The organism is Pseudomonas sp. A6 (assembly GCF_052367875.1).
Classification (GTDB): Bacteria; Pseudomonadota; Gammaproteobacteria; order Pseudomonadales; family Pseudomonadaceae; genus Pseudomonas; species Pseudomonas citronellolis.
On record NZ_CP198970.1, the window covers coordinates 1,228,798 to 1,247,499 of the forward strand.

General features: G+C 67.8%; 15 protein-coding genes. 9 read left to right on the forward strand and 6 right to left on the reverse strand.

The window, feature by feature from the left end; translation table 11 throughout:
* Window positions 1-172: 172 nt before the first annotated feature.
* Complete coding sequence (locus ACTWJ5_RS05580; protein ID WP_253391811.1) at window positions 173-736, reverse strand: helix-turn-helix domain-containing protein; 564 nt, start codon at window positions 734-736, stop codon at window positions 173-175.
* 181 nt (window positions 737-917) lie between these two features.
* Between ACTWJ5_RS05580 and ACTWJ5_RS05585 the strand changes: the two genes are divergently transcribed.
* A complete protein-coding gene (locus tag ACTWJ5_RS05585; RefSeq protein WP_074977613.1) occupies window positions 918-2,135 on the forward strand; it encodes a M24 family metallopeptidase in 1,218 nt (405 codons plus the stop codon).
* Between the two features lie 382 nt (window positions 2,136-2,517).
* Here ACTWJ5_RS05585 and ACTWJ5_RS05590 read toward each other — a convergent pair whose 3' ends face one another.
* The 5 genes from ACTWJ5_RS05590 to ACTWJ5_RS05610 all read right to left on the reverse strand — a co-directional run bounded on the left by ACTWJ5_RS05590 (window position 2,518) and on the right by ACTWJ5_RS05610 (window position 10,374).
* Entirely contained in the window at window positions 2,518-3,906 is a 1,389-nt protein-coding gene (locus ACTWJ5_RS05590; protein WP_444437712.1) for an OprD family outer membrane porin, read from the reverse strand.
* Window positions 3,907-4,195: 289 nt separating this feature from the next.
* A complete protein-coding gene (locus tag ACTWJ5_RS05595; protein WP_249917769.1) occupies window positions 4,196-5,578 on the reverse strand; it encodes an OprD family porin in 1,383 nt (460 codons plus the stop codon).
* 622 nt (window positions 5,579-6,200) lie between these two features.
* Entirely contained in the window at window positions 6,201-7,826 is a 1,626-nt protein-coding gene (locus ACTWJ5_RS05600; protein ID WP_444437714.1) for an ABC transporter substrate-binding protein, read from the reverse strand.
* Window positions 7,827-7,859: 33 nt separating this feature from the next.
* Window positions 7,860-9,461, reverse strand: coding sequence for an ABC transporter substrate-binding protein (locus tag ACTWJ5_RS05605; RefSeq protein WP_074977622.1), 1,602 nt, complete (start codon window positions 9,459-9,461; stop codon window positions 7,860-7,862).
* A gap of 199 nt (window positions 9,462-9,660) precedes the next feature.
* Window positions 9,661-10,374: an SIMPL domain-containing protein gene (locus ACTWJ5_RS05610; protein ID WP_064582061.1), complete on the reverse strand. Its 714-nt coding sequence runs from the start codon at window positions 10,372-10,374 to the stop codon at window positions 9,661-9,663.
* A 195-nt stretch (window positions 10,375-10,569) separates the two neighbouring features.
* Between ACTWJ5_RS05610 and ACTWJ5_RS05615 the strand changes: the two genes are divergently transcribed.
* From ACTWJ5_RS05615 to ACTWJ5_RS05650, 8 genes are all read left to right on the forward strand, one after another.
* Entirely contained in the window at window positions 10,570-11,826 is a 1,257-nt protein-coding gene (locus tag ACTWJ5_RS05615) for an ATP-binding protein (protein WP_009617745.1), read from the forward strand.
* Window positions 11,827-11,848: 22 nt separating this feature from the next.
* The gene (locus tag ACTWJ5_RS05620; protein WP_009617747.1) at window positions 11,849-12,409 is read left to right on the forward strand and encodes a response regulator transcription factor; all 561 of its coding nucleotides are present in this window, start codon (window positions 11,849-11,851) and stop codon (window positions 12,407-12,409) included.
* A 229-nt stretch (window positions 12,410-12,638) separates the two neighbouring features.
* Window positions 12,639-14,372, forward strand: coding sequence for an ABC transporter ATP-binding protein/permease (locus ACTWJ5_RS05625; protein WP_074977624.1), 1,734 nt, complete (start codon window positions 12,639-12,641; stop codon window positions 14,370-14,372).
* A 199-nt stretch (window positions 14,373-14,571) separates the two neighbouring features.
* Window positions 14,572-15,519 carry a M23 family metallopeptidase gene (locus tag ACTWJ5_RS05630; protein WP_074977626.1) on the forward strand — a complete coding sequence of 316 codons (948 nt, stop codon included), beginning with the start codon at window positions 14,572-14,574 and terminating at the stop codon, window positions 15,517-15,519.
* On the forward strand, window positions 15,500-15,862 hold the full coding sequence (locus tag ACTWJ5_RS05635; RefSeq protein ID WP_444437717.1) for a hypothetical protein: 363 nt from the start codon (window positions 15,500-15,502) through the stop codon (window positions 15,860-15,862). The genes ACTWJ5_RS05630 and ACTWJ5_RS05635 overlap by 20 nt, the downstream gene beginning before the upstream one ends.
* A 17-nt stretch (window positions 15,863-15,879) precedes the next feature.
* Complete coding sequence (locus ACTWJ5_RS05640) at window positions 15,880-16,326, forward strand: bactofilin family protein (protein ID WP_009617754.1); 447 nt, start codon at window positions 15,880-15,882, stop codon at window positions 16,324-16,326.
* Window positions 16,327-16,399: 73 nt separating this feature from the next.
* Window positions 16,400-17,341 carry an AEC family transporter gene (locus ACTWJ5_RS05645; protein ID WP_116422618.1) on the forward strand — a complete coding sequence of 314 codons (942 nt, stop codon included), beginning with the start codon at window positions 16,400-16,402 and terminating at the stop codon, window positions 17,339-17,341.
* Between the two features lie 533 nt (window positions 17,342-17,874).
* Window positions 17,875-18,681 (forward strand): YfaP family protein, encoded by an 807-nt coding sequence (locus tag ACTWJ5_RS05650; RefSeq protein WP_253391817.1) that lies wholly within the window; start codon window positions 17,875-17,877, stop codon window positions 18,679-18,681.
* Window positions 18,682-18,702: the final 21 nt, after the last annotated feature.

Here is an 18,702-nt window from a genome sequence, read left to right on the forward strand (position 1 = left end):
CTGATGGGCCTGTGCCGGCTCGGGCGCCACCGCTCCCCCGTGGGCGATGGTCGGATGCCGCCGGGGTAGCCGGCGAACGTCGAACGCGAAGTTAAGTCAGGCTGAAATTAAGGTCAACTTAAATTCAGTGCTACTGCAAAAATCAGAAGAGTCCTAATACCTAGGGAATGTCTCAGGTACCCGGATGCTCGCCGAACAGCGGCATGGTGGTGACGGTCAGCACCTCGGCGGTTTCCCCACCGGCATTGCGCAGGCAGTGGGGCTTGCCGGCGTCGAAGTGCACCGAGTCGCCGGGGCCCAGGGGGTAGCTGCGGCCGTCGATGGTGTAGACGATGCTGCCGCTGAGCACGTAGGCGAATTCCGCGCCCTCGTGGGCAATCAGCTCGGACTGGTAGCCGACCGGCATGTTCATCTTCACCGCGTTGAGCTGGTTGCCGGGGAAGGAACTGGACAGGCGCTCGTAGCCCAGCGGCTGGCCCTCGATGGCATAGCGCACGCGCTCGCCCTGGTGGGTGTCCGGCTGCGGTTGCTGCGGCTGGTCGAACAGTTCGTTGAGCGGCACCCCCAGGGACTTGGCGATGCTGGCCAGGGACGAGATGGAAACCCCGGTGAGGTTGCGTTCGGCCTGGGACAGGAAGCTGGCGGTGAGGCCGGATTCGCTGGCCACCTGGTTGAGGGTCTTCTTCGCGGCGCGCCGATAGCGACGCAGGCGCTCTCCGATTCGATCGACGGTCATTGGCTGGGCTCTTGGAGGATGCCGGCAGTATACCGGCGAAGGAAGGCGGAGGAGGAGGGCCGGAAAGGTTGGCTTGCGAAGAGGGCTTTTGCTGTGATTTTAAGTGGTGCTTAAAATTCGTTTGGCAATGATTTTAAGTAGTGCTTAAATTTCGCCGGAATTTTCAGGATGGGAGTTGGCGATGACGTTGGGCGTTGGGGGCAGTAGTCCCGAGCAGGCTCTGGCGGGGCTGCACGATATGAGCGGTGGCGTCGGGCCGATCGGGCTGGACGAATACCGGGCCCGCGTGGCCGGCCTGCAGGCGCGCCTGCGCGAGCAGGGCATGGCCGCGGCATTCGTCGATGCCGGCAGCTACCTGCGCTATTTCAGCGGGGTGAAATGGAACCCCAGCGAACGCCTGGTCGGCCTGCTGGTGCCCGCCGAGGGCGAGCCGCAGTACCTCGCCCCGGCCTTCGAGGAGGGCACGGTGCGCGACTTCCAGGTGCTGCCCGGGGCGATCCGCACCTGGCAGGAACACCAGAGCCCCTACCGCCTGCTGCTGGACATGCTGGTGGAACTGGGCGTGCCGGCCAACGCCCGCCTCGGCCTGTGCCCGAGCCTGCCGTTCGGCATGGTCGAGCGCCTGCGCGAAGTCGTCGGCTCGCTGCGCCTGGTGGATGCGAGCGCCGTCGTCGACCATGGACGGCAGCGCAAGTCGGCCGCCGAGCTGGCGCTGATGCAGCGCGCCAAGGACATGACCCTGGAAGTGCACAAGGCCACCGCCAGCATCCTCCGCGAAGGCATCACCACCACCGAGGTGGTGCGCTTCATCGAAGCCGCGCACCGCCGCGTCGGCGCGCCCGGCTCGACCTTCTGCATCGTGCTGTTCGGCGAGGACAGCGCCTTCCCCCACGGCGTGCGCGAGCCGCGCCCGCTGCGCGAAGGCGACATGGTGCTGATCGACACCGGCTGCCAGTTGCACGGCTACAACTCGGACATCACCCGCAGCTACGTATTCGGCACGCCCAGCGAGCGCCAGCGCAGCCTGTGGAACCTGGAGAAGGCCGCGCAACTGGCCGCCTTCGCCGCCGCCGTGCCGGGTGCGCCCTGCCAGGCGGTGGACGCCGCTGCGCGGCGCTGCCTGGAGGCCGGCGGCCTGGGCCCGGACTACGCCTTGCCCGGCCTGCCGCACCGCACCGGCCACGGCATCGGCCTCGACATACACGAAGGCCCCTACCTGGTGCGCGGCGACGAAACCCCGCTGGAGGCCGGCATGTGCTTCAGCAACGAACCGATGATCTGCGTGCCCGGCGAGTTCGGCATCCGCCTGGAAGACCACTTCTACATGAGCGCCGAAGGCCCGCGCTGGTTCACCCGGCCGAGCCATTCCATCGACGATCCGTTCGGTCTGGCGGGGTAGGGCCTACCGCACCGGGGGGCATTGTAGGAGCGGGCCCTGCCTGCGATTCGCGCGCAGGGCGCGCTCCTACAGGGGGATGGCGGCGCAGGATTTCATCCGTGATCGCGCCGGGGCGTTCGGCTATCGCGGACAAGGTCCGCTCCTACGGGAGAAATGCCGCGCTGCCCGGTGACCTGTAGGAGCAGGCCCTGCCTGCGATTCGCGCGCAGGGCGCGCTCCTACAAGGGAATGGCGCGGGTGGGGCAGCGTAGGAGCGGATCTCATCCGCGAACCGCGCCGGGACGTCCGGCTATCGCGGACAAGGTCCTCTCCTACGTTGCAGGCGATCACAGCTTTTCGTAGGCGCGAGCACCTCGGTACAGCCTGCAATGTTGCACGGTGGCTAGAGCAACTCGAAGGGAAAGGTGCTGACCAGCCGCAGCTCGTCGACGCTGCCGTTGCCCTGCTTCTGGCTGGCGCGGTGGCTGACGTACATGAGGCGGAAGTGGCTGCGCCTGAGCGCCCCGTTCTGCACCACGTAGGCGGCCGACAGGCCCAGTTCGCGGTGTTTCTCGCCGTCCTGCTCGCGGCCCTTCGCGTAGTTGCCGTAGGCGCCGTTGCGGTCGCCGGTGTAGCCCGTGCCGTCGATGTCCCAGCCCTTGACGTACCACACCGAGGTGCTCAGCCCCGGCACGCCGTAGGCCGCCCAGTCGGTGTTGTAGCGCAGCTGCGCGGATTTCTCGTTGGGCCCGTTGTAGTCGGCGAAGGCCACGTTGCTCAGGTGGATGGCCTTGGTCTCGTGCACGTAGTCGAAGTATTCGTCGCCTTCGACCTGCTGCCAGCCGAACATCAGCGAATGGGCGCCGCGGCTGAGGGTGAAGTCCAGGCTCCAGGTGTCGTTGTCGATGTAGCCGGCGGCGCGGCGGCCGGTGTCGCGGGTGCTGTAGAGGTTGGCGCGGGTCCGCAGGGCGAGCTTCTGCGGGTCGCCCATGCTGTGGCCCAGGCCCAGGTAGTACTGGTTCCAGACGTCCTCGAAATACCCGCCGTAGAGGGTTGCCGACAGGCCGCCGGGGGCCTTGTAGCTGCCGCCGAGGTAACTGTAGCGGTCGCCCTTGGCCAGGCGGGTGCCGTATTCGGTGGTCAGGTCCTCCTCGCCGGCGCCGGCGCGGGGGCTGGCGCGGGTGAAGCTGCCGGCCTGCAGCGCCAGGCCCGGCAGTTCCTCGCTGAGCAGGGCGAAGCCGTCGAAGCTGGCGGGCAGGACGCGGTTGTCGTGGCTGTTGAACACCGGCGTGTCGACCTGGAAGCGGCCTCCCCTGAGTTCGGTGCCGGAGACGCGCAGGCGCAGGTTGGCGATACCCAGCTTGGACCATTCGTCCACCGCGTTGCCGTCGCTGTCGGTCAGGGTGCGGTTGCCGCCGCCACCGGCGATCACGCCCTTGCCGCGCTCCAGGCTGAGGGCGTGGTAGCCGGCCACGTCCAGGCCGAAGCCGACGGTGCCCTGGGTGTAGCCGGAGCTGTACTTGAGCAGGGTGCCCTGCACCCAGGTGCGGCGGTTGTGGGTGAACTCCGAGCCGCCCTCCTTGGGGATGCGGAAGCCGTTGCTGTCCTGGGCCTGCTCCAGGGCGGCGAAGTTGCGGGTGCGCAGGCTGAGGCTCTGGCCTTCGACGAAACCTTTGGCACCGGCCTGGCCGCGGGCCTCGCGGCGCTCGTCCTCGGCGGCCCAGGCCTGGCTGAACAGGCAGGCGCCGAGGGACAGGCCCAGGGCCGTGGGGCGGATGTGCTGCTGGATCATTGGCTGTTGCTCCCTTCTTGTTTTTCTTGTTGGAGGGGCTATGCCGATGACGGTACCGGCGTCCGGGGTGTGCCTGATGGACGCCCCGGCCCCTGTGAGGGGCCGAAGCTAAGTGGGGGCGGGAAGGGCGATCAAGGCGGATTCGGCCGCGCTGCGAAAAACGGAAAATTCCGAATATTCAGGGGATTGCATTCGGGCGACGGGGTACTCGTCGAAGGTAGGCGCGGGGGCGATGGAGGGCGCGTACCTGCCCGGCGCCGCCTCTGGCGGGGCGGCGCCGGGGTGGGGACTACAGCAGGTTGAAGGGCAGGGTGGTGATCAGGCGCACGTCGTCGATGCTGCCGTCGGCCTGGTTCTGGCTGGCCCGGTGGCGCCGGTAGGTCAGCTTGATGCTGCTGCTCTTGAGCGGGCCGTCCTGGATCTTGTAGGCGAGCGTCATGCCCAGTTCGCGATGCCTTTCGCCATCCTGCTTGCGCACCTCGGCGTAGCTGCCGTGGGCGCCGTTGCGGTCGCCATCGTAGCGGGTGCCGTCGATGCCCCAGCCCTTGGCGTACCACAACGTGCTGCTCAGCCCCGGTATGCCGTAGCGGGCCCAGTCGGTGCCGTAGGCCAGCTGGGCGGACTTCTCGTTGGGGCCGTTGTAGTCGGATTGCAGGTAGTTGACCAGGTAGATGGCCGCGGTCTCGTTGACGTAGTCGAAGTACTCGTCGCCATCGACCTGCTGCCAGCCCGCCATCAGGCTATGGGCGCCGCGGGCGAGGGTGAAGGCCAGGCTCCAGGTATCGTTGTCGATGTAGCCGGCCTTGCGGCTGCCGGCATCGCGGGTGCTGTAGCCGTCGAAGCGGGTGTGCAGGGCCAGCACGTCGGGGTCGCCGAGGTCGTGGGAGAAGCCCAGGTAGTACTGCCGCCAGATGTCCTCGAACTCGCCGCCGTAGGCGCTGAGGCTGAGGTTGGGCGTCGCGCGGTAGGTCCCGCCGAGGTAGCTGTAGCGGTCGCCCTTGGCCTTGCGGTCACCGTAGGTGGTGGTGAGTTTCTCGTCGCCGGCCCCGGTGCGCGGGCTGACGCGATCGAAGCTGCCGGCCTGCAGCCTGAGCCCGGTGAGTTCGCTGCTGGTCAGGCCGACGCCGCGGAAGGTGGAGGGCAGGGCGCGGTTGTCGATGGTGGCTAGCACCGGCGTCTCGACCTGGAAGCGGCCGGCGCGCAGTTCGCTGTTGGACAGCCGCAGGCGCAGGTTGGCCACGCCCAGCTTGGACCACTCGTCCAGCGGCCGACCGTCGCTGTCGGTCAGGGTGCGGTTGCTGCCGCCGGCGACGACGCCCTTGCCGCGCTCCAGGTTGAGGGCATGGAAGGCGCCGACGTCGAGGCCGAAGCCGACGGTGCCCCGGGTGTAGCCGGAGCTGTACTGCAGGATGCTGCCCTGCACCCAGGTGCGCCGGCTGTGGGTGGGCTCGTAGCCGTCGTCCTTGGGGATCTTGAAGATGAAGCGGCCGTGCTTCTGCTCACGGGAGGCGAAGTTGCGGGTGCTCAGGGTCAGGCTCTGGCCTTCGATGAAGCCCTTGGCGGCGGCCTGCCCCCGCTGCCTGTCGTCCTCTTCGGCCGCCCAGGCCTGGCCGGTGACGCCGGCGAGCAGCGCCAGGCCGATGGTGGTGGGGCGGATGTGTGGATTGGTCATCTGATTGCTCCTCGTTTCTAGTGCTGTGCGCAACGGCGGGCACCTGGGCGCGCGCCGGGAACGGCCGGTGGCCGGCTGCAAGGCGGGAAGCGAGTGCGGTGGGATGATTGTTGGAAGAGCCTGGCCGGTCGGGCCTGGCTCGTGGCTGCCCGCAGCGGATGAGGCGGGCGCAGGGGCGGCAGCGGCGGGTACGCCGTGCCGTGGAAGGTGTGGGGGCCGGGGCTGCCGGACCTTCAGGGGGGGAAGCTAAGCCATGCCTGGCGGCCGCGACAATGAAAAAATGCCTGGTGCTTCACTACGCCGCTTCTCGCCGATGCCCGGAATAGAGGCTTCGCGGCGTTTTTGGGAGGCGGCGTAGTGGGAATCTTGGCGCCCACCTGTAGGAGCGGGCCCTGCCCGCGATTTCGCGCGCAGGGCGCGCTCCTACATGGGAACGGCGTGGGTGGGGCAGCGTAAGCGGATCTCATCCGCGAACCGCGCCGGTGGTTTCGGCTATAGCGGACAAGGTCCGCTCCTTAGCCGGTGGGTACGGCTTCTCGTAGGAGCGAGCTTGCTCGCGAACAAAGGCGGTGCCATGCGGTTCGCGAGCAAGCTCGCTCCTACAGGGGCGGGAAATACGGGCTCAGGGCCCCAGTTCGACGTGGGTGAAGTTGTTCGAGCCCAGCGGGCTCAGGGTGAAGCCTTTCACCCTGGGGCTCAGCACCACGAACTGCTTCGGGTAGGCCAGGGCTATCCAGGGCGCTTCGCGCTGGAAGATCGCCAGGGCCTGGCGGTACAGCGCGGCGCGGGCGTCCTGGTCTGTGCTGGCGCGGGCCTGGCGCAGCAGGTCGTCGAACTGGGCGTTGCACCAGCCGGCCATGTTCTCGCCGCTCTGCGCGGCGGCGCAGGACAGGTTGGGGGTGAGGAAGTTGTCCGGGTCGCCGTTGTCGCCCACCCAGCCCATGAACACCAGGTCGTGCTCGCCGTGCTTGGCGCGGCGGATCAGCTCGCCCCATTCGTAGACGCGGATGTCGGCGCGGATGCCCAGCTTGCCCAGGTCGTTCTGCAGCATCTGCGCGCCTATGCCGGGGTTGGGGTTGGTCGGGCCGCCGCCGGGGCGGGTCCAGATGCTGAGCTTCTGCCCGGGCTGCACGCCGGCTTCGGCCAGCAGTTGGCGGGCCCGTTCGAGGTCGCGCGGCCAGCCCTTCAGGTCCGCGTCCGAACCCCACAGCGTCGGCGGGTAGGGCGCCACCGCGGGGCTGGCGCCGCCCTCGCCGAACTGCGCCTTGCGGTAGGCGTCGCGGTCGAAGGCGAGGTTGATGGCCTGGCGCACGCGCACGTCGTCCAGCGGCTTGTGCCGGGTGTTGATGGCGACGTAGGCGACCAGCAGGGAGTCCAGTTCCTCCACCTTCAGGCGCGGGTCCCTGCGCAGTTCGGGGATGTCCGTGGGCCGCGGGTACACCGCCACCTGGCAATCGCCGGCGCGCAGTTTCTGGAGGCGCACGCTGGGGTCGGGGGTGATCGCCAGCAGCAGGCGCTCGATCTTCGGCGTGCCGCCCCAGTAGTCGGGGTTGGCGGCGAAGCGCACCTGGGCGTCCTTCTGGTAGCGCTGGAAGACGAAGGGGCCGGTGCCCAGGGGCAGGTTGTTCAGTTGCTCGGGCTTGCCGGCCGCCAGCAGCAGGTCGGCGTATTCGGCTGAATAGATGGAGGCGAAGCCCATGGCCAGGTCGGCGAGGAAGGGTGCCTCGGGATGGCGCAGGGTGAAGCGCACGGTCAGGTCGTCGACTTTCTCGACGCGCTCGATCAACCCCGGCAGGCCCATCGACTGGGCATAGGGGAAGCCGCGCGGGGCCAGCTTGTTCCATGGGTGCGCCGGGTCGAGCTGGCGCTGGAAGCTCCAGAGCACGTCGTCGGCGTTGAAGGTGCGGGTGGGGGTGAAGTAGTCGGTGCGCTGGAACTTCACGCCCGGGCGCAGGTGGAAGGTGTAGGCCAGGCCGTCGGCGCTGATGTCCCAGCTCTGCGCCAGCGCGGGGATCACCTTCGTGCTGCCGGGGGCGAACTGCACCAGGCGTTCGTACACCGTCTCCGCCGTGGCGTCGGCGGTGGTGGCGGCGGTGTACTGGGTGATGTCGAAGCCTTCCGGGCTGCCCTCGGTGCACACCACCAGGGGCCGGGCCAGGGCCGGCGCGGCGGCGAGCAGCAACGCCAGGGCCGCCCACGTGGGGCGGCCCGGTCGTCTATCGGCAAGCGGCTGTGGCCAGCGCAGCATGGCGTGACGGCCGCCTCGCGGCGGCCGCGGGCCTTACTTGCCGACGCCCACGCCGTAGAAGGAGTTGAGCGCGAAGGGGCTGATCTTGAAGTCCTCGACCGTCTTGCGCATCGGCTGGTACACGGTGGAGTGGGCGATCGGGGTGATCGGCACCTGTTCCTTGAGGATGTGCTGGGCCTGCTTGTACAGTTCGGTGCGCTTGGCCTGGTCGGGGGTGCGCTTGGCTTCCTTGATCAGCTTGTCGTAGGGCTGGTCGCACCACTTGGAGAAGTTGTTGCCGTTGACCGCGTCGCAGCTGTACAGGGTGCCCAGCCAGTTGTCCGGGTCGCCGTTGTCGCCGCTCCAGCCGATCAGCATGGCGTCGTGCTCGCCGGCCTTGGCGCGCTTGATGTACTCGCCCCATTCGTAGGTGACGATCTTCGCCTTGATGCCGACCTTCGCCCAGTCGGCCTGGAGCATCTCGGCCATCAACTTGGCGTTGGGGTTGTACGGGCGCTGCACGGGCATGGCCCACAGGGTGATCTCGGTACCTTCGGGCACGCCGGCTTTCTTCAGCAGTTCCTTGGCCTTCTCCGGGTCGTAGCCGGCGTCCTTGATGCTGTCGTCGTAGGACCACTGGGTCGGCGGCATGCCGTTCACGGCGAGCTGGCCGGCGCCCTGGTAGACGGCGTCGATGATGGCCTTCTTGTTCACCGCCATGTCCAGCGCCTCGCGCACTTCCAGCTTGTCCAGCGGCTTGTGCAGCACGTTGTAGGCGATGTAGCCGAGGTTGAAGCCCGGCTGCGAAGGCATGTTCAGGTTGGCGTCCTTCTTCAGCGACTCCAGGTCCGCCGGGCGCGGGAACAGGGTGATCTGGCACTCGTTGGCCTTGAGCTTCTGCATGCGCACCGAGGCGTCGGTGTTGATGGCGAAGATCAGGTTGTCGATCTTCACCTCGCCGGGCACCCAGTAGTCCTTGTTGGCCTTGAAGCGGATCATCGCGTCCTTCTGGTAGCGGCTGAACACGAAGGGCCCGGTGCCGATCGGCTTCTGGTTGATGTCGCTGGCGCGGTTCTGCTTGAGCAACTGGTCGGCGTATTCGGCGGACTGGATGGAGGCGAAGCTCATGGCCAGGTTCTGGATGAACGCGGCGTCGACCTCGTTGAGGACGAACCTGACGGTGTAGTCGTCGACCTTCTCCACCTTGGCGATGTTGGCGTCCATGCCCATGTCGGTGAAGTAGGGGAATTCGGTGGGGTAGGCCTTACGGAACGGGTGGTTCTTGTCGAGCATGCGCTCGAAGGTGAACAGCACGTCGTCGGCGTTGAATTCGCGGCTGGGCTTGAAGTAGTCGGTGGTGTGGAACTTCACGCCGTGGCGCAGGTGGAAGGTGTAGGTCTTGCCGTCATCGGAAACGTCCCACTTCTCGGCCAGGCCGGGGATCACCTGGGTGCCGCCGCGCTCGAACTGGGTGAGGCGGTTGAATACCGTCTCGGCGGCGGCGTCGAAATCGGTACCGGTGGTGTACTGGCCGGGGTCGAAGCCCGCCGGGCTGCCCTCGGAGCAGAACACCAGGTTGCCGGCGGCGTGGGCGAAGGGAGCGCTGGCGATCAACCCAGCGGCGATCATGGAGCGGATGACGGCATTCTTGCGCATGCTGACCTCAGTTTGTTGTGGTTGTCATCGAGGCACGTCCTTGTGGGGCGTGTCGCCTGAAACTATGCAGGGCACATGCCGGGCGCAAGGGCCACACCCGCCACAGTGTAGAAGCTGTGGGGAAGTCGTAAGGGAATGTCGCAATAACGCAAGAAGCCCGCCGCGGCGCCCGGGCGGGTGGCGCCGCGGCGGGCCCGCATCAGGGCATCTGCACTTCGATGGTGCCGTCGGCGGTCACCGTCACCTGGCTGGTGCCGGCCTCGATCTCCGGGGCCGCGGCGAAGCCGGCGTCGGCCTTCATCGCCGCCATGCGCATCACCGGCATCGGCCGCGGCGCGCCGGCGCTGTTCAAGTTCAGGTTGACCAGGCGGTAGCCCTTGCCGCCGAGGGAGTCGGTCAGCAGCTGGGCGCGGGCCTTGAACGCCGCCACGGCGTTCTTCATCAGGCTGTCCTCGTTCTGCTGGCGGGTGGAGTCGGCGATGCTGAAGCTCATGTTGCCCATCTTCAGCTTGCCCAGCAGGCTGGCGGTGAGCTGCGACAGCGCGGCGAAGTCCGAGCTTTCCAGGCGCAGTTCGGCGCGCTCGCGCCAGGCGGTGATCTTCTGGCCCTTGTCGTCGTACACCGGGTAGCTGTTGCGGCTGCCCAGGCTGACGGTCACGCCCTTGGCCTTGCGCGCCTCGGTCACCGCGGCGTTGAGGGCGGCGGTGGTCTCGGCGGCGAGCTTGGCCGGGTCGCTGGCCTGGGCTTCGTTGAAGAGAGTCACGTGCATCTGGTCGTGGGCCACTTCCTGGCTGGCCTCGGCGTGCAGCGACACCAGGTTGTAGCGCGGCTCGTCGGCGTGGGCGGCGAAGCTGGTGGCGGCCAGGGCGACGGCTGCGGCCAGGGCGGCGAGGCTTTTCTTCAATGCGGACATGTTCGACTCCTTGGTCCTGTAATGAGTCCCGGGTGCAGGGTAGACGACCCCGCACATGGACAGTCAGACCTATTGACGCAGGTCGGCGTTCAAAGGGGTTGAATCGCGATAGCCTTTATCTCGTATGCTGTGTCGCTATGACGCACCGAGAGGGGAAGGGGCTTGGCTATACTCGCGCAAATTCCGGAATTCACCATGCGCACACCGGTTTTCCAGTTATCCGCCAGCCGGCAGAACCTGCTGCACCTGACGCTCATCCGTATTCTCGTGCTGGCCGCCCAGGCCGGTTCGGTGGGCATCGCCTACAAGGCCCAATTGATCCCGCTGCCCTGGGCGGCGCTGGGGGTGACCCTCGGCGTGTCCCTGGTGCTGTGCCTGGCCACCGCCCTGCGCCTGCGTGGGCCCTGGCCGGTGACCGAGGTGGAATACGCGGTGCAGCTGGGCTGCGACCTGATCATCCACAGCGCCCTGCTGTATTTCTCCGGCGGCTCGTCCAACCCCTTCGTCTCCTATTACCTGGTGCCGCTGACCATCGCCGCGGCGACCCTGCCGTGGCTCTACACCATCGTCCTCGCCGGCCTGGCCCTGGCCGCTTACACGGTGCTGCTGGTGTGGTTCCACCCGCTGAACATCGCCCCGGCGCAGCGCGACTACCTGCTGATCTACGGCATGTGGCTGAGCTTCGCCCTGGCCGCCGGGCTGATCACCTTCTTCGTCGCGCGCATGTCCCAGGCGCTGCGCCGCCAGGAACAGATAGTCGCGCAGCGCCGCGAGGAGGGCATGCGCGACCAGCAACTGCTCGCCGTGGCCACCCAGGCCGCCGGCGCCGCCCATGAGCTGGGCACGCCGCTGGCGACCATGAGCGTGCTGCTCAAGGAGCTGCGCCAGGCGCACCCGAAGGATCCGCTGCTGCAGGAAGACCTGGCGCTGCTGCAGGAACAGGTCAAGCTGTGCAAGGACACCCTGCAGCAACTGGTGCGCGCCGCCGAGGCCGACCGCCGCCAGGCCATCCAGGAGCAGGGCGTCAACGAATGGCTGGAGGCGGTGCTGCGCCGCTGGCACCTGATGCGCCCGGAGGCCACCTACCGCTACCTGAACCTGGGCCCGGGCAGCGCCCCGCGGCTGACGCCGCCCACCGACCTCACCCAGGCCCTGCTGAACCTGCTGAACAATGCTGCCGATGCCTGCCCGGACGACCTGGAGATCTGCGTCGACTGGACTGCCACCGACATCTGCCTGAGCATCCGCGACCACGGCCCCGGCGTGCCCCTGGCGATCGCCGAGCAACTCGGCAAACCCTTCTTCACCACCAAGGGCAAGGGCTTCGGCCTCGGCCTGTTCCTCAGCCAGGCCAGCGTCACCCGCGCCGGCGGCACGGTGAAGTTGTACAACCACGAAGACGGCGGCACGCTTACCGAGCTGCGCCTGCCGCGCAGCTACGGTGTGGTGTGAACCCACGCGCGAGGAAGTACCCATGAGCGAAGAGAATCTGTTCGAAGGCGAAGAGCAACCCCACCTGCTGCTGGTGGACGACGACGCCACCTTCACCCGTGTGATGGCGCGCGCCATGAGCCGCCGCGGCCTGCGCGTATCGGTCGCCGGCTCCGCCGAGGAAGGCCTGGCCCTGGCCAAGGAAGACCTGCCCGACTACGCCGTGCTCGACCTGAAGATGGACGGCGACTCCGGCCTGGTGCTGCTGCCCAAGCTGCTGGAGCTGGACGCGGAGATGCGCGTGGTGATCCTCACCGGCTACTCCAGCATCGCCACCGCGGTGGAGGCCATCAAGCGCGGCGCCACCAACTACCTGTGCAAGCCGGCCGACGCCGACGACGTGCTGACCGCACTGCTCTCGCAGCACGCCGACCTGGACAGCCTGGTGCCGGAAAACCCCATGTCGGTGGACCGCCTGCAGTGGGAGCACATCCAGCGCGTGCTGGCCGAGCACGACGGCAACATTTCCGCTACCGCCCGCGCCTTGGGGATGCATCGGCGGACGTTGCAGCGTAAGCTGCAGAAGCGCCCTGTAAGGCGTTAAGGAATTCATAAGAAGCTGTATCTACGATCTCGCGAGCTAGCGCAGAACAAGGCGAAAACAGGCGAGGGAGGCACCGGGCTCGCGTTCGAGTTCAGTCCGCTAAATGAGCATCACTCGCCTGTTTTTAACGCAGTTATGCCGACGCGCAGCAGATCGTAGACAGGTTCTAAGACAGGGAGCGCCGACTGGGCGCTCTTTTTTTTGTGCCGCCCGTGCCGAGCCCTGATCAATGACCGAAAGCGCCGAGTACCGTGCCGCGAACGATGCCGTTCGCGGGCATTTCTTCTCCCAGGTGTGGAAACTGACGGCGCCCTACTGGCGCAGCGAAGAGAAGGGCACGGCCTGGCTGCTGCTGATCGTGGTGATCGCCCTGTCGCTGGTCGGCGTGGGCGTCTCGGTGTGGGTCAACACCTGGTACCGCGACTTCTACAACGCCCTGCAGAACAAGGACCTCGATGCCTTCATCCGGCTGATCCTGTACTTCTGCGGGATCGCCGCGGTGGCCATCCTGGTCGCCGTGTACCGCCTGTACCTGACGCAGATGCTGACCATCCGCTGGCGTCGCTGGCTCACCGAGAAGCACTTCGCCGCCTGGCTGTCCGACAAGAACTACTACCGCCTGGAACAGCGCGGCTACACCGACAACCCCGACCAGCGCCTGTCCGAGGACCTCAACAGCTTCACCGACACCACCCTGAGCCTGGGCCTGGGGCTGATTCGCAACCTGGTCAGCCTGGTGTCCTTCTCGGTGATCCTCTGGGGCGTGTCCGGCAGCATCGAGCTGTTCGGCATCAGCATTCCCGGCTACATGTTCTGGGCCGCGCTGCTCTACGCCCTGGTCGGCAGCTGGCTGACGCACCTGATCGCCCGCCGCCTGATCGGCCTGAACAACCAGCAGCAGCGCTACGAGGCCGACCTGCGCTTCGGCCTGGTGCGCATCCGCGAGAACGCCGAGAGCATCGCCCTGTACAACGGCGAGGGCAGCGAGAACGAACGCCTGATGACGCGCTTCCGTAACGTCTGGGGCAATTTCTGGGAACTGATGAAGGTGCAGAAGCGCCTGACCTTCTTCAGCTCCGGCTACGCCCAGATCGCCATCATCTTCCCGATCGTGGTGGCCGCGCCGCGCTACTTCGCCGGCAAGATCCAGCTCGGCGAGCTCATGCAGATCAACTCCGCCTTCGGCAACGTCCAGGACGGCCTGAGCTGGTTCATCGACGCCTACTCCAGCCTGGCCACCTGGCGCGCCACCTGCGACCGTCTGCTGAGCTTCCGCAACGCCATGGACGAGGTCGCCGGCGAGCACGAGAGCATCGCCGTGCACGCCGCCGGCAACGGCCTGCAGCTCAAGCACCTGAGCCTGCGCCTGGGCGACGGCAGCGTGCTGCTGGAGCCTACCGACCTGACCCTGCGGGCCGGCGAACACGTGCTGATCAGCGGCCCCTCCGGCGCCGGCAAGAGCACCCTGCTGCGCGCCATGAGCGGGCTCTGGCGCTACGGCGCCGGGCAGGTGCAGATGCCCGCGGCGCGCACGCTGTTCCTGCCGCAGAAGCCCTACCTGCCGATCGGCAGCCTGGCCACGGCCCTGAGCTACCCCGAGGCGCCCGACCGGCACGGCCCCGAGCGCCTGCGCGAAGTGCTGCGCCTGTGCCGCCTGGAGCACCTGGGCGAACGCCTGGACGAAGCCCAGCACTGGCAGCGCCTGCTCTCGCCGGGCGAACAGCAGCGCCTGGCCATCGCCCGCGCGCTGCTCTACGCGCCGGCCTGGCTGTTCCTCGACGAGGCCACCTCGGCGCTGGACGACAACGACGAAGCCGCGCTCTACCAGACCCTGCTGGAGCAGCTGCCCGGCGTGACCCTGGTCAGCATCGGCCACCGCGCCGACCTCAGGCGCTTCCACGAGCGCCAGCTGCGCCTGGAGGATCGTCACCTGCGGGAGGTCGAGGCGGTGCTCCCGGCCTGACACGCCTACCTGTCGCAAGGGAATCCCCCGGCGATAGGATTTTGGGAAAGATCGTGCTGTGAATTCCTTCAGATTTTGCAGGAAAGCTCGCAATTGATTGGCAGTTTTGGGGACTGCTGCATCGTTCCCTGACCGATACCCGGTACCCTCGACGGCTTTGCGGTAAACAGCCCGTCGCATTCGGATTCCGGATATCGCCATGCATGGTCTTTCCCCTTCTGGTCAGGCGTTGACGCGCGAGGCATTGCGCCTGGTGAACCCGCGCCGCTTCCTTGGCCTCGCGCTCGCCGGCGCCACGGCGCTGGCGCTGCTGACCTTCGCCGCCGGCCTGTGGCTCGGCCGCGTCATGGCGCCGCCCGCGCCGCTGGCCGAGGCCGCCCCGCAGCAGACGCCGGAGCAGCGCTTCGCCGTGGCGCGCCTGGGCGAGCTGGCCGGGCGCCTGCAAGTGCTGGAAAAGGACGCCGCCTACCTGCTGAAAGTGGTCGACGGCCACGAGGACATCGCCCGCAAGCTGGCGCGCATCGACCCCGGCCTGGTGCCGGAGCAGGCGCCGGCACGCGGCGCTGAGGGGGAGGGCGGCCTGCTGCTGCCGCCGCGGCCATGCCAGGCCGCGCCGCTGGTCGACGTGCAGCAGGGCACCGAGGCCGCGCGTTGCCTGAGGCGTCAGCTCGACCTGCTGCTGGATGCGGTGTCGCGGCGCAACGCCGACTTCCTCGCCATCCCCACCCACCGCCCGGTGGACAAGGCGCGCCTGGGCTCGGCCTTCGGCAACCGGCTGGACCCGTTCAACCGCCGCCTGGCCTTCCACTCCGGGCTCGACTTCGCCGCGCCCGGCGGCACCGAGATCCAGGCCGCCGCCGGTGGCCGGGTGGTCGCCGCCGGCCCCTTCAGCTCCTACGGCATCCGCGTGGAAATCGACCACGGCAACGGCCTGCTCACCCGCTATGCGCACCTGTCCAGGGCCGAGGTGCGCGTCGGCGACGTGGTGATGCCCGGCCAGCGCATCGCCGCCATGGGCTCCACGGGCCGCTCCACCGGCTCGCACCTGCATTTCGAAGTGCTCTACCGCGGCGAGTTCGTCGACCCGCAGCACTTCCTTTCCCTCGGCGACATGGAGAAGGCCCTCGATGCGCTGGCGCAGGACTAGGCCGGCGACCACCCGCGAACTGCTGCGCGCCGAGCACCAGCCGCGGGCCCAGGTGGCGCGCAGCTACCGGCCGCTGCTCTGGGCCGTGCTGGCGCTGGCCGTGGCCTTCGCCGCGCTGCATTTCTGGCGCGGCTCGCAGCAGGCCGAAACACAGCAGCACATCGAAGCGCTGCAGGCCGGCAATGCCGCGCTGGCCGCCGACCTGCAGCGCCAGCGCCTGCTGACCGCCGAGGCCCAGGCCACGCGCGAGCAACTGCAGCGGCGCATCGACCAGATGTCCGGGGAACTCAAGAAGCTCAAGACCGACCTGGCGTTCTACCGCCAGCAGAAACCCGCCAAGTGATCCGCAGGAGGACGAACATGTTCAGCAGCAACAAGAAGAAGGGGCCGCAGGTGGCGGTGGACAGGTTTTCCAGCCTGCTGTCGGGCAACCTGGCGCTGGTGGGCGACCTGGAGTTCGAGGAGGGCCTGAAGGTCCAGGGCCGCATCCAGGGCAACGTGCGCCACAAGCCGGGCACCCAGAGCCTGCTGGCCCTGGGCGCGGAAGGGCGGATCGAGGGCTGCGTCAGCAGCTACGACGCGCTGATCGACGGCACCATCGTCGGCGACCTGTACGTCGAGCACCTGCTGGAACTGCATTCCAACGCCCGCGTCATCGGCAACATCCACTATCGCCAACTGAGCATGGAGAACGGCGCCAGCGTCGACGGCAAGCTCACCCGCCTGGACGAGCAGCGCCCGCTGGAACTGCCGGCGCCCGAGAGCCACCGGGCACGTGCCGGGGCCGAGGAAGCGGAGCCCGCCTGAGGCAAATCGTTAGCACGCGAAGCACTGCCCCTTGCTATGATCGCCGCAGTTCTTCCGCCGGCGTTTCCCCTCCATGCTCGCACTGCTGTTCCAGACCCTCGGCATCACCGCGCCGGTGTTCTCCATGCTGTTCATCGGCGTGCTGCTGCGCCGCGTCGGCTGGATCGACCAGGGCTTCATCCAGACCGCCTCGGCCCTGGTGTTCAACGCCACCATGCCGGTGATGCTGTTCCTCGGCATCTACCATTCCGACCTGCACCGCGCGGCCAGCCCGGCGGTGCTGACGTTCTTCTGCCTGGCCACCCTCGGCGGCTTCCTGCTCGCCTGGGCCTGGGCGCACTGGCGGGTGCCGCGGCAAGAGCGCGGCGTCTACGTGCAGGGCGCCTTCCGCGGCAACAACGGCATCGTCGGCCTGGCCCTGGCCACCAGCCTCTACGGCGAACATGGCCTGGCCCTGGGCTCGGTGCTCGCGGCCCTGGTGATCCTCTGCTACAACACGCTGGCCACCGTGGTCCTGGCGATCTACAGCCCGGCGCTCAAGTCCGACCCGTTGAGCATCGCCCGCCAGGTGCTGGTCAACCCGCTGATCATCGGCGTGCTGGCGGCCTTCCCGTTCGCCTGGTGGGGCATCCAGCTGCCGGCCTGGGTGCTCACCTCCGGCGACTACTTCGCGCAGATGACCCTGCCCCTGGCGCTGGTCTGCATCGGCGGCACCCTGTCGCTGCCGGCCTTGCGCAGCAGTGGCAGCCTGGCCCTGAGCGCCAGCCTGATGAAAATGGTCTGGCTGCCGGCGCTGTGCACCGCGGCCGCCTGGCTCTGCGGCTTCCGCGGCGCCGAACTGGGCGTGCTGTTCCTCTACTTCGCCAGCCCCACGGCCGCCGCCAGCTACGTGATGGCGCGCGCCGCCCAGGGCAACGCCGAACTGGCGGCCTCGATCATCGTCATCACCACCCTGGCCGCGGCGCTGACCACCAACCTCGGGCTGTTCATCCTGCAGTGGGGTGGGTGGATCTGAGGTGCTCAACCCCGAATCGCGGCGTCAGCCGGCAAGTTCGTAGGGCGTATAACCGTTCGCGGTTATACGCCGTTACACCGAGCTTATGCCCGGTGTCGCAGTCGAACTCGTAGTGCCCGGAAAGAGGCGCTCCGTGACCGAGCTCGAAGCGCGCCTGGGATCGAGGTTAAACGGCGTATAACGCCGTAGGCGTTATACGCCCTACGCCCAGCCCTCCCTCGGCGTAGGGCGTATAACCGTTCGCGGTTATACGCCGTTACACCGAGCTTATGCCCGGTGTCGCAGTCGAACTCGGAGTGCCCGGAAACAGGCGCTCCGTGACCGAGTTCGAAGCGCGACTGGGATCGAGGTCAAACGGCGTATAACGCCGTAGGCGTTATACGCCCTACGCCCTGGACAGCCTCCCGCTGGGGCGCGGTCTAGGCAGAATCTGAATTCGCAGACAGCATCACTTACTCTGCCCGAAGGCCATTTCAAGCCGTTTTACAGGCGGTTACACTTACCCCCTTCCAACGCGCGACAAAGGATTGCTCATGCGTTTCCAGGATTCCGCCCGCAGCCTCGCGCTGTTGCTCGGCCTGCTGTGGCTGGCGTCGTCGTACGCCGGGCCCGGCGCCGAATTGTCCAGCCCGGCCGCCGGCTGGCGCTACTCGGGGTTGCTCGACGACCTCGACAGCCCGCGCGTGGCCTATCCGACCCCGCCCATCGACCGTGGCGGCCAGCGTGGCCGCAGCCTGATCGAGGGCGACCTGAAGAACCTCGCCGGCACCGACCGCGCCCAGCGCCTGGTGGTCAACGGCAACCCGCTGCCTCTATACACCGATGCCCAGGGCCATTTCGTCCGCCCCTATGCCTTCGGCGCGGGCTCCAACAGCATCGAGGTGGCCAGCGCCGACGGCCAGTCGCTCAAGCGCGTGCAGTTCTACGAGGCCAACGCCGGGCGCGTGCCGCCGCGGGTGCGCGTGGCGCTGGGCTGGGACGACCCCAAGGCCGAGCTGGACCTGCACATCGTCACCCCCGACGGCCAGCACGCCTTCTGGGCGCGCCCACGGCTGGGCAACGGCGGTGGCCTCGACCCGGATGGCGTCGACGGCCCCGGCCCGGAGATGTTCACCATGGCCGCGCCGCTGCACGGCACCTACCTGGTCTACGTCAACTACTGGGGCAATTTCGGCGCGCAGGGCTATAACTTCCAGGCCGGCGCCAACCAGCAGGACGTGATCACCGCCCAGGTCAACCTGGTGTTCAACGAAAACAGCGTCGACGAGAAGCGCGAGACCTTCGTGGTGCCGCTGCGCACCATCGGCGACCTGGTCCTGGTCAAGACCTTCACCTATTGAAAGCTGTCCCCTGCCAGGGAT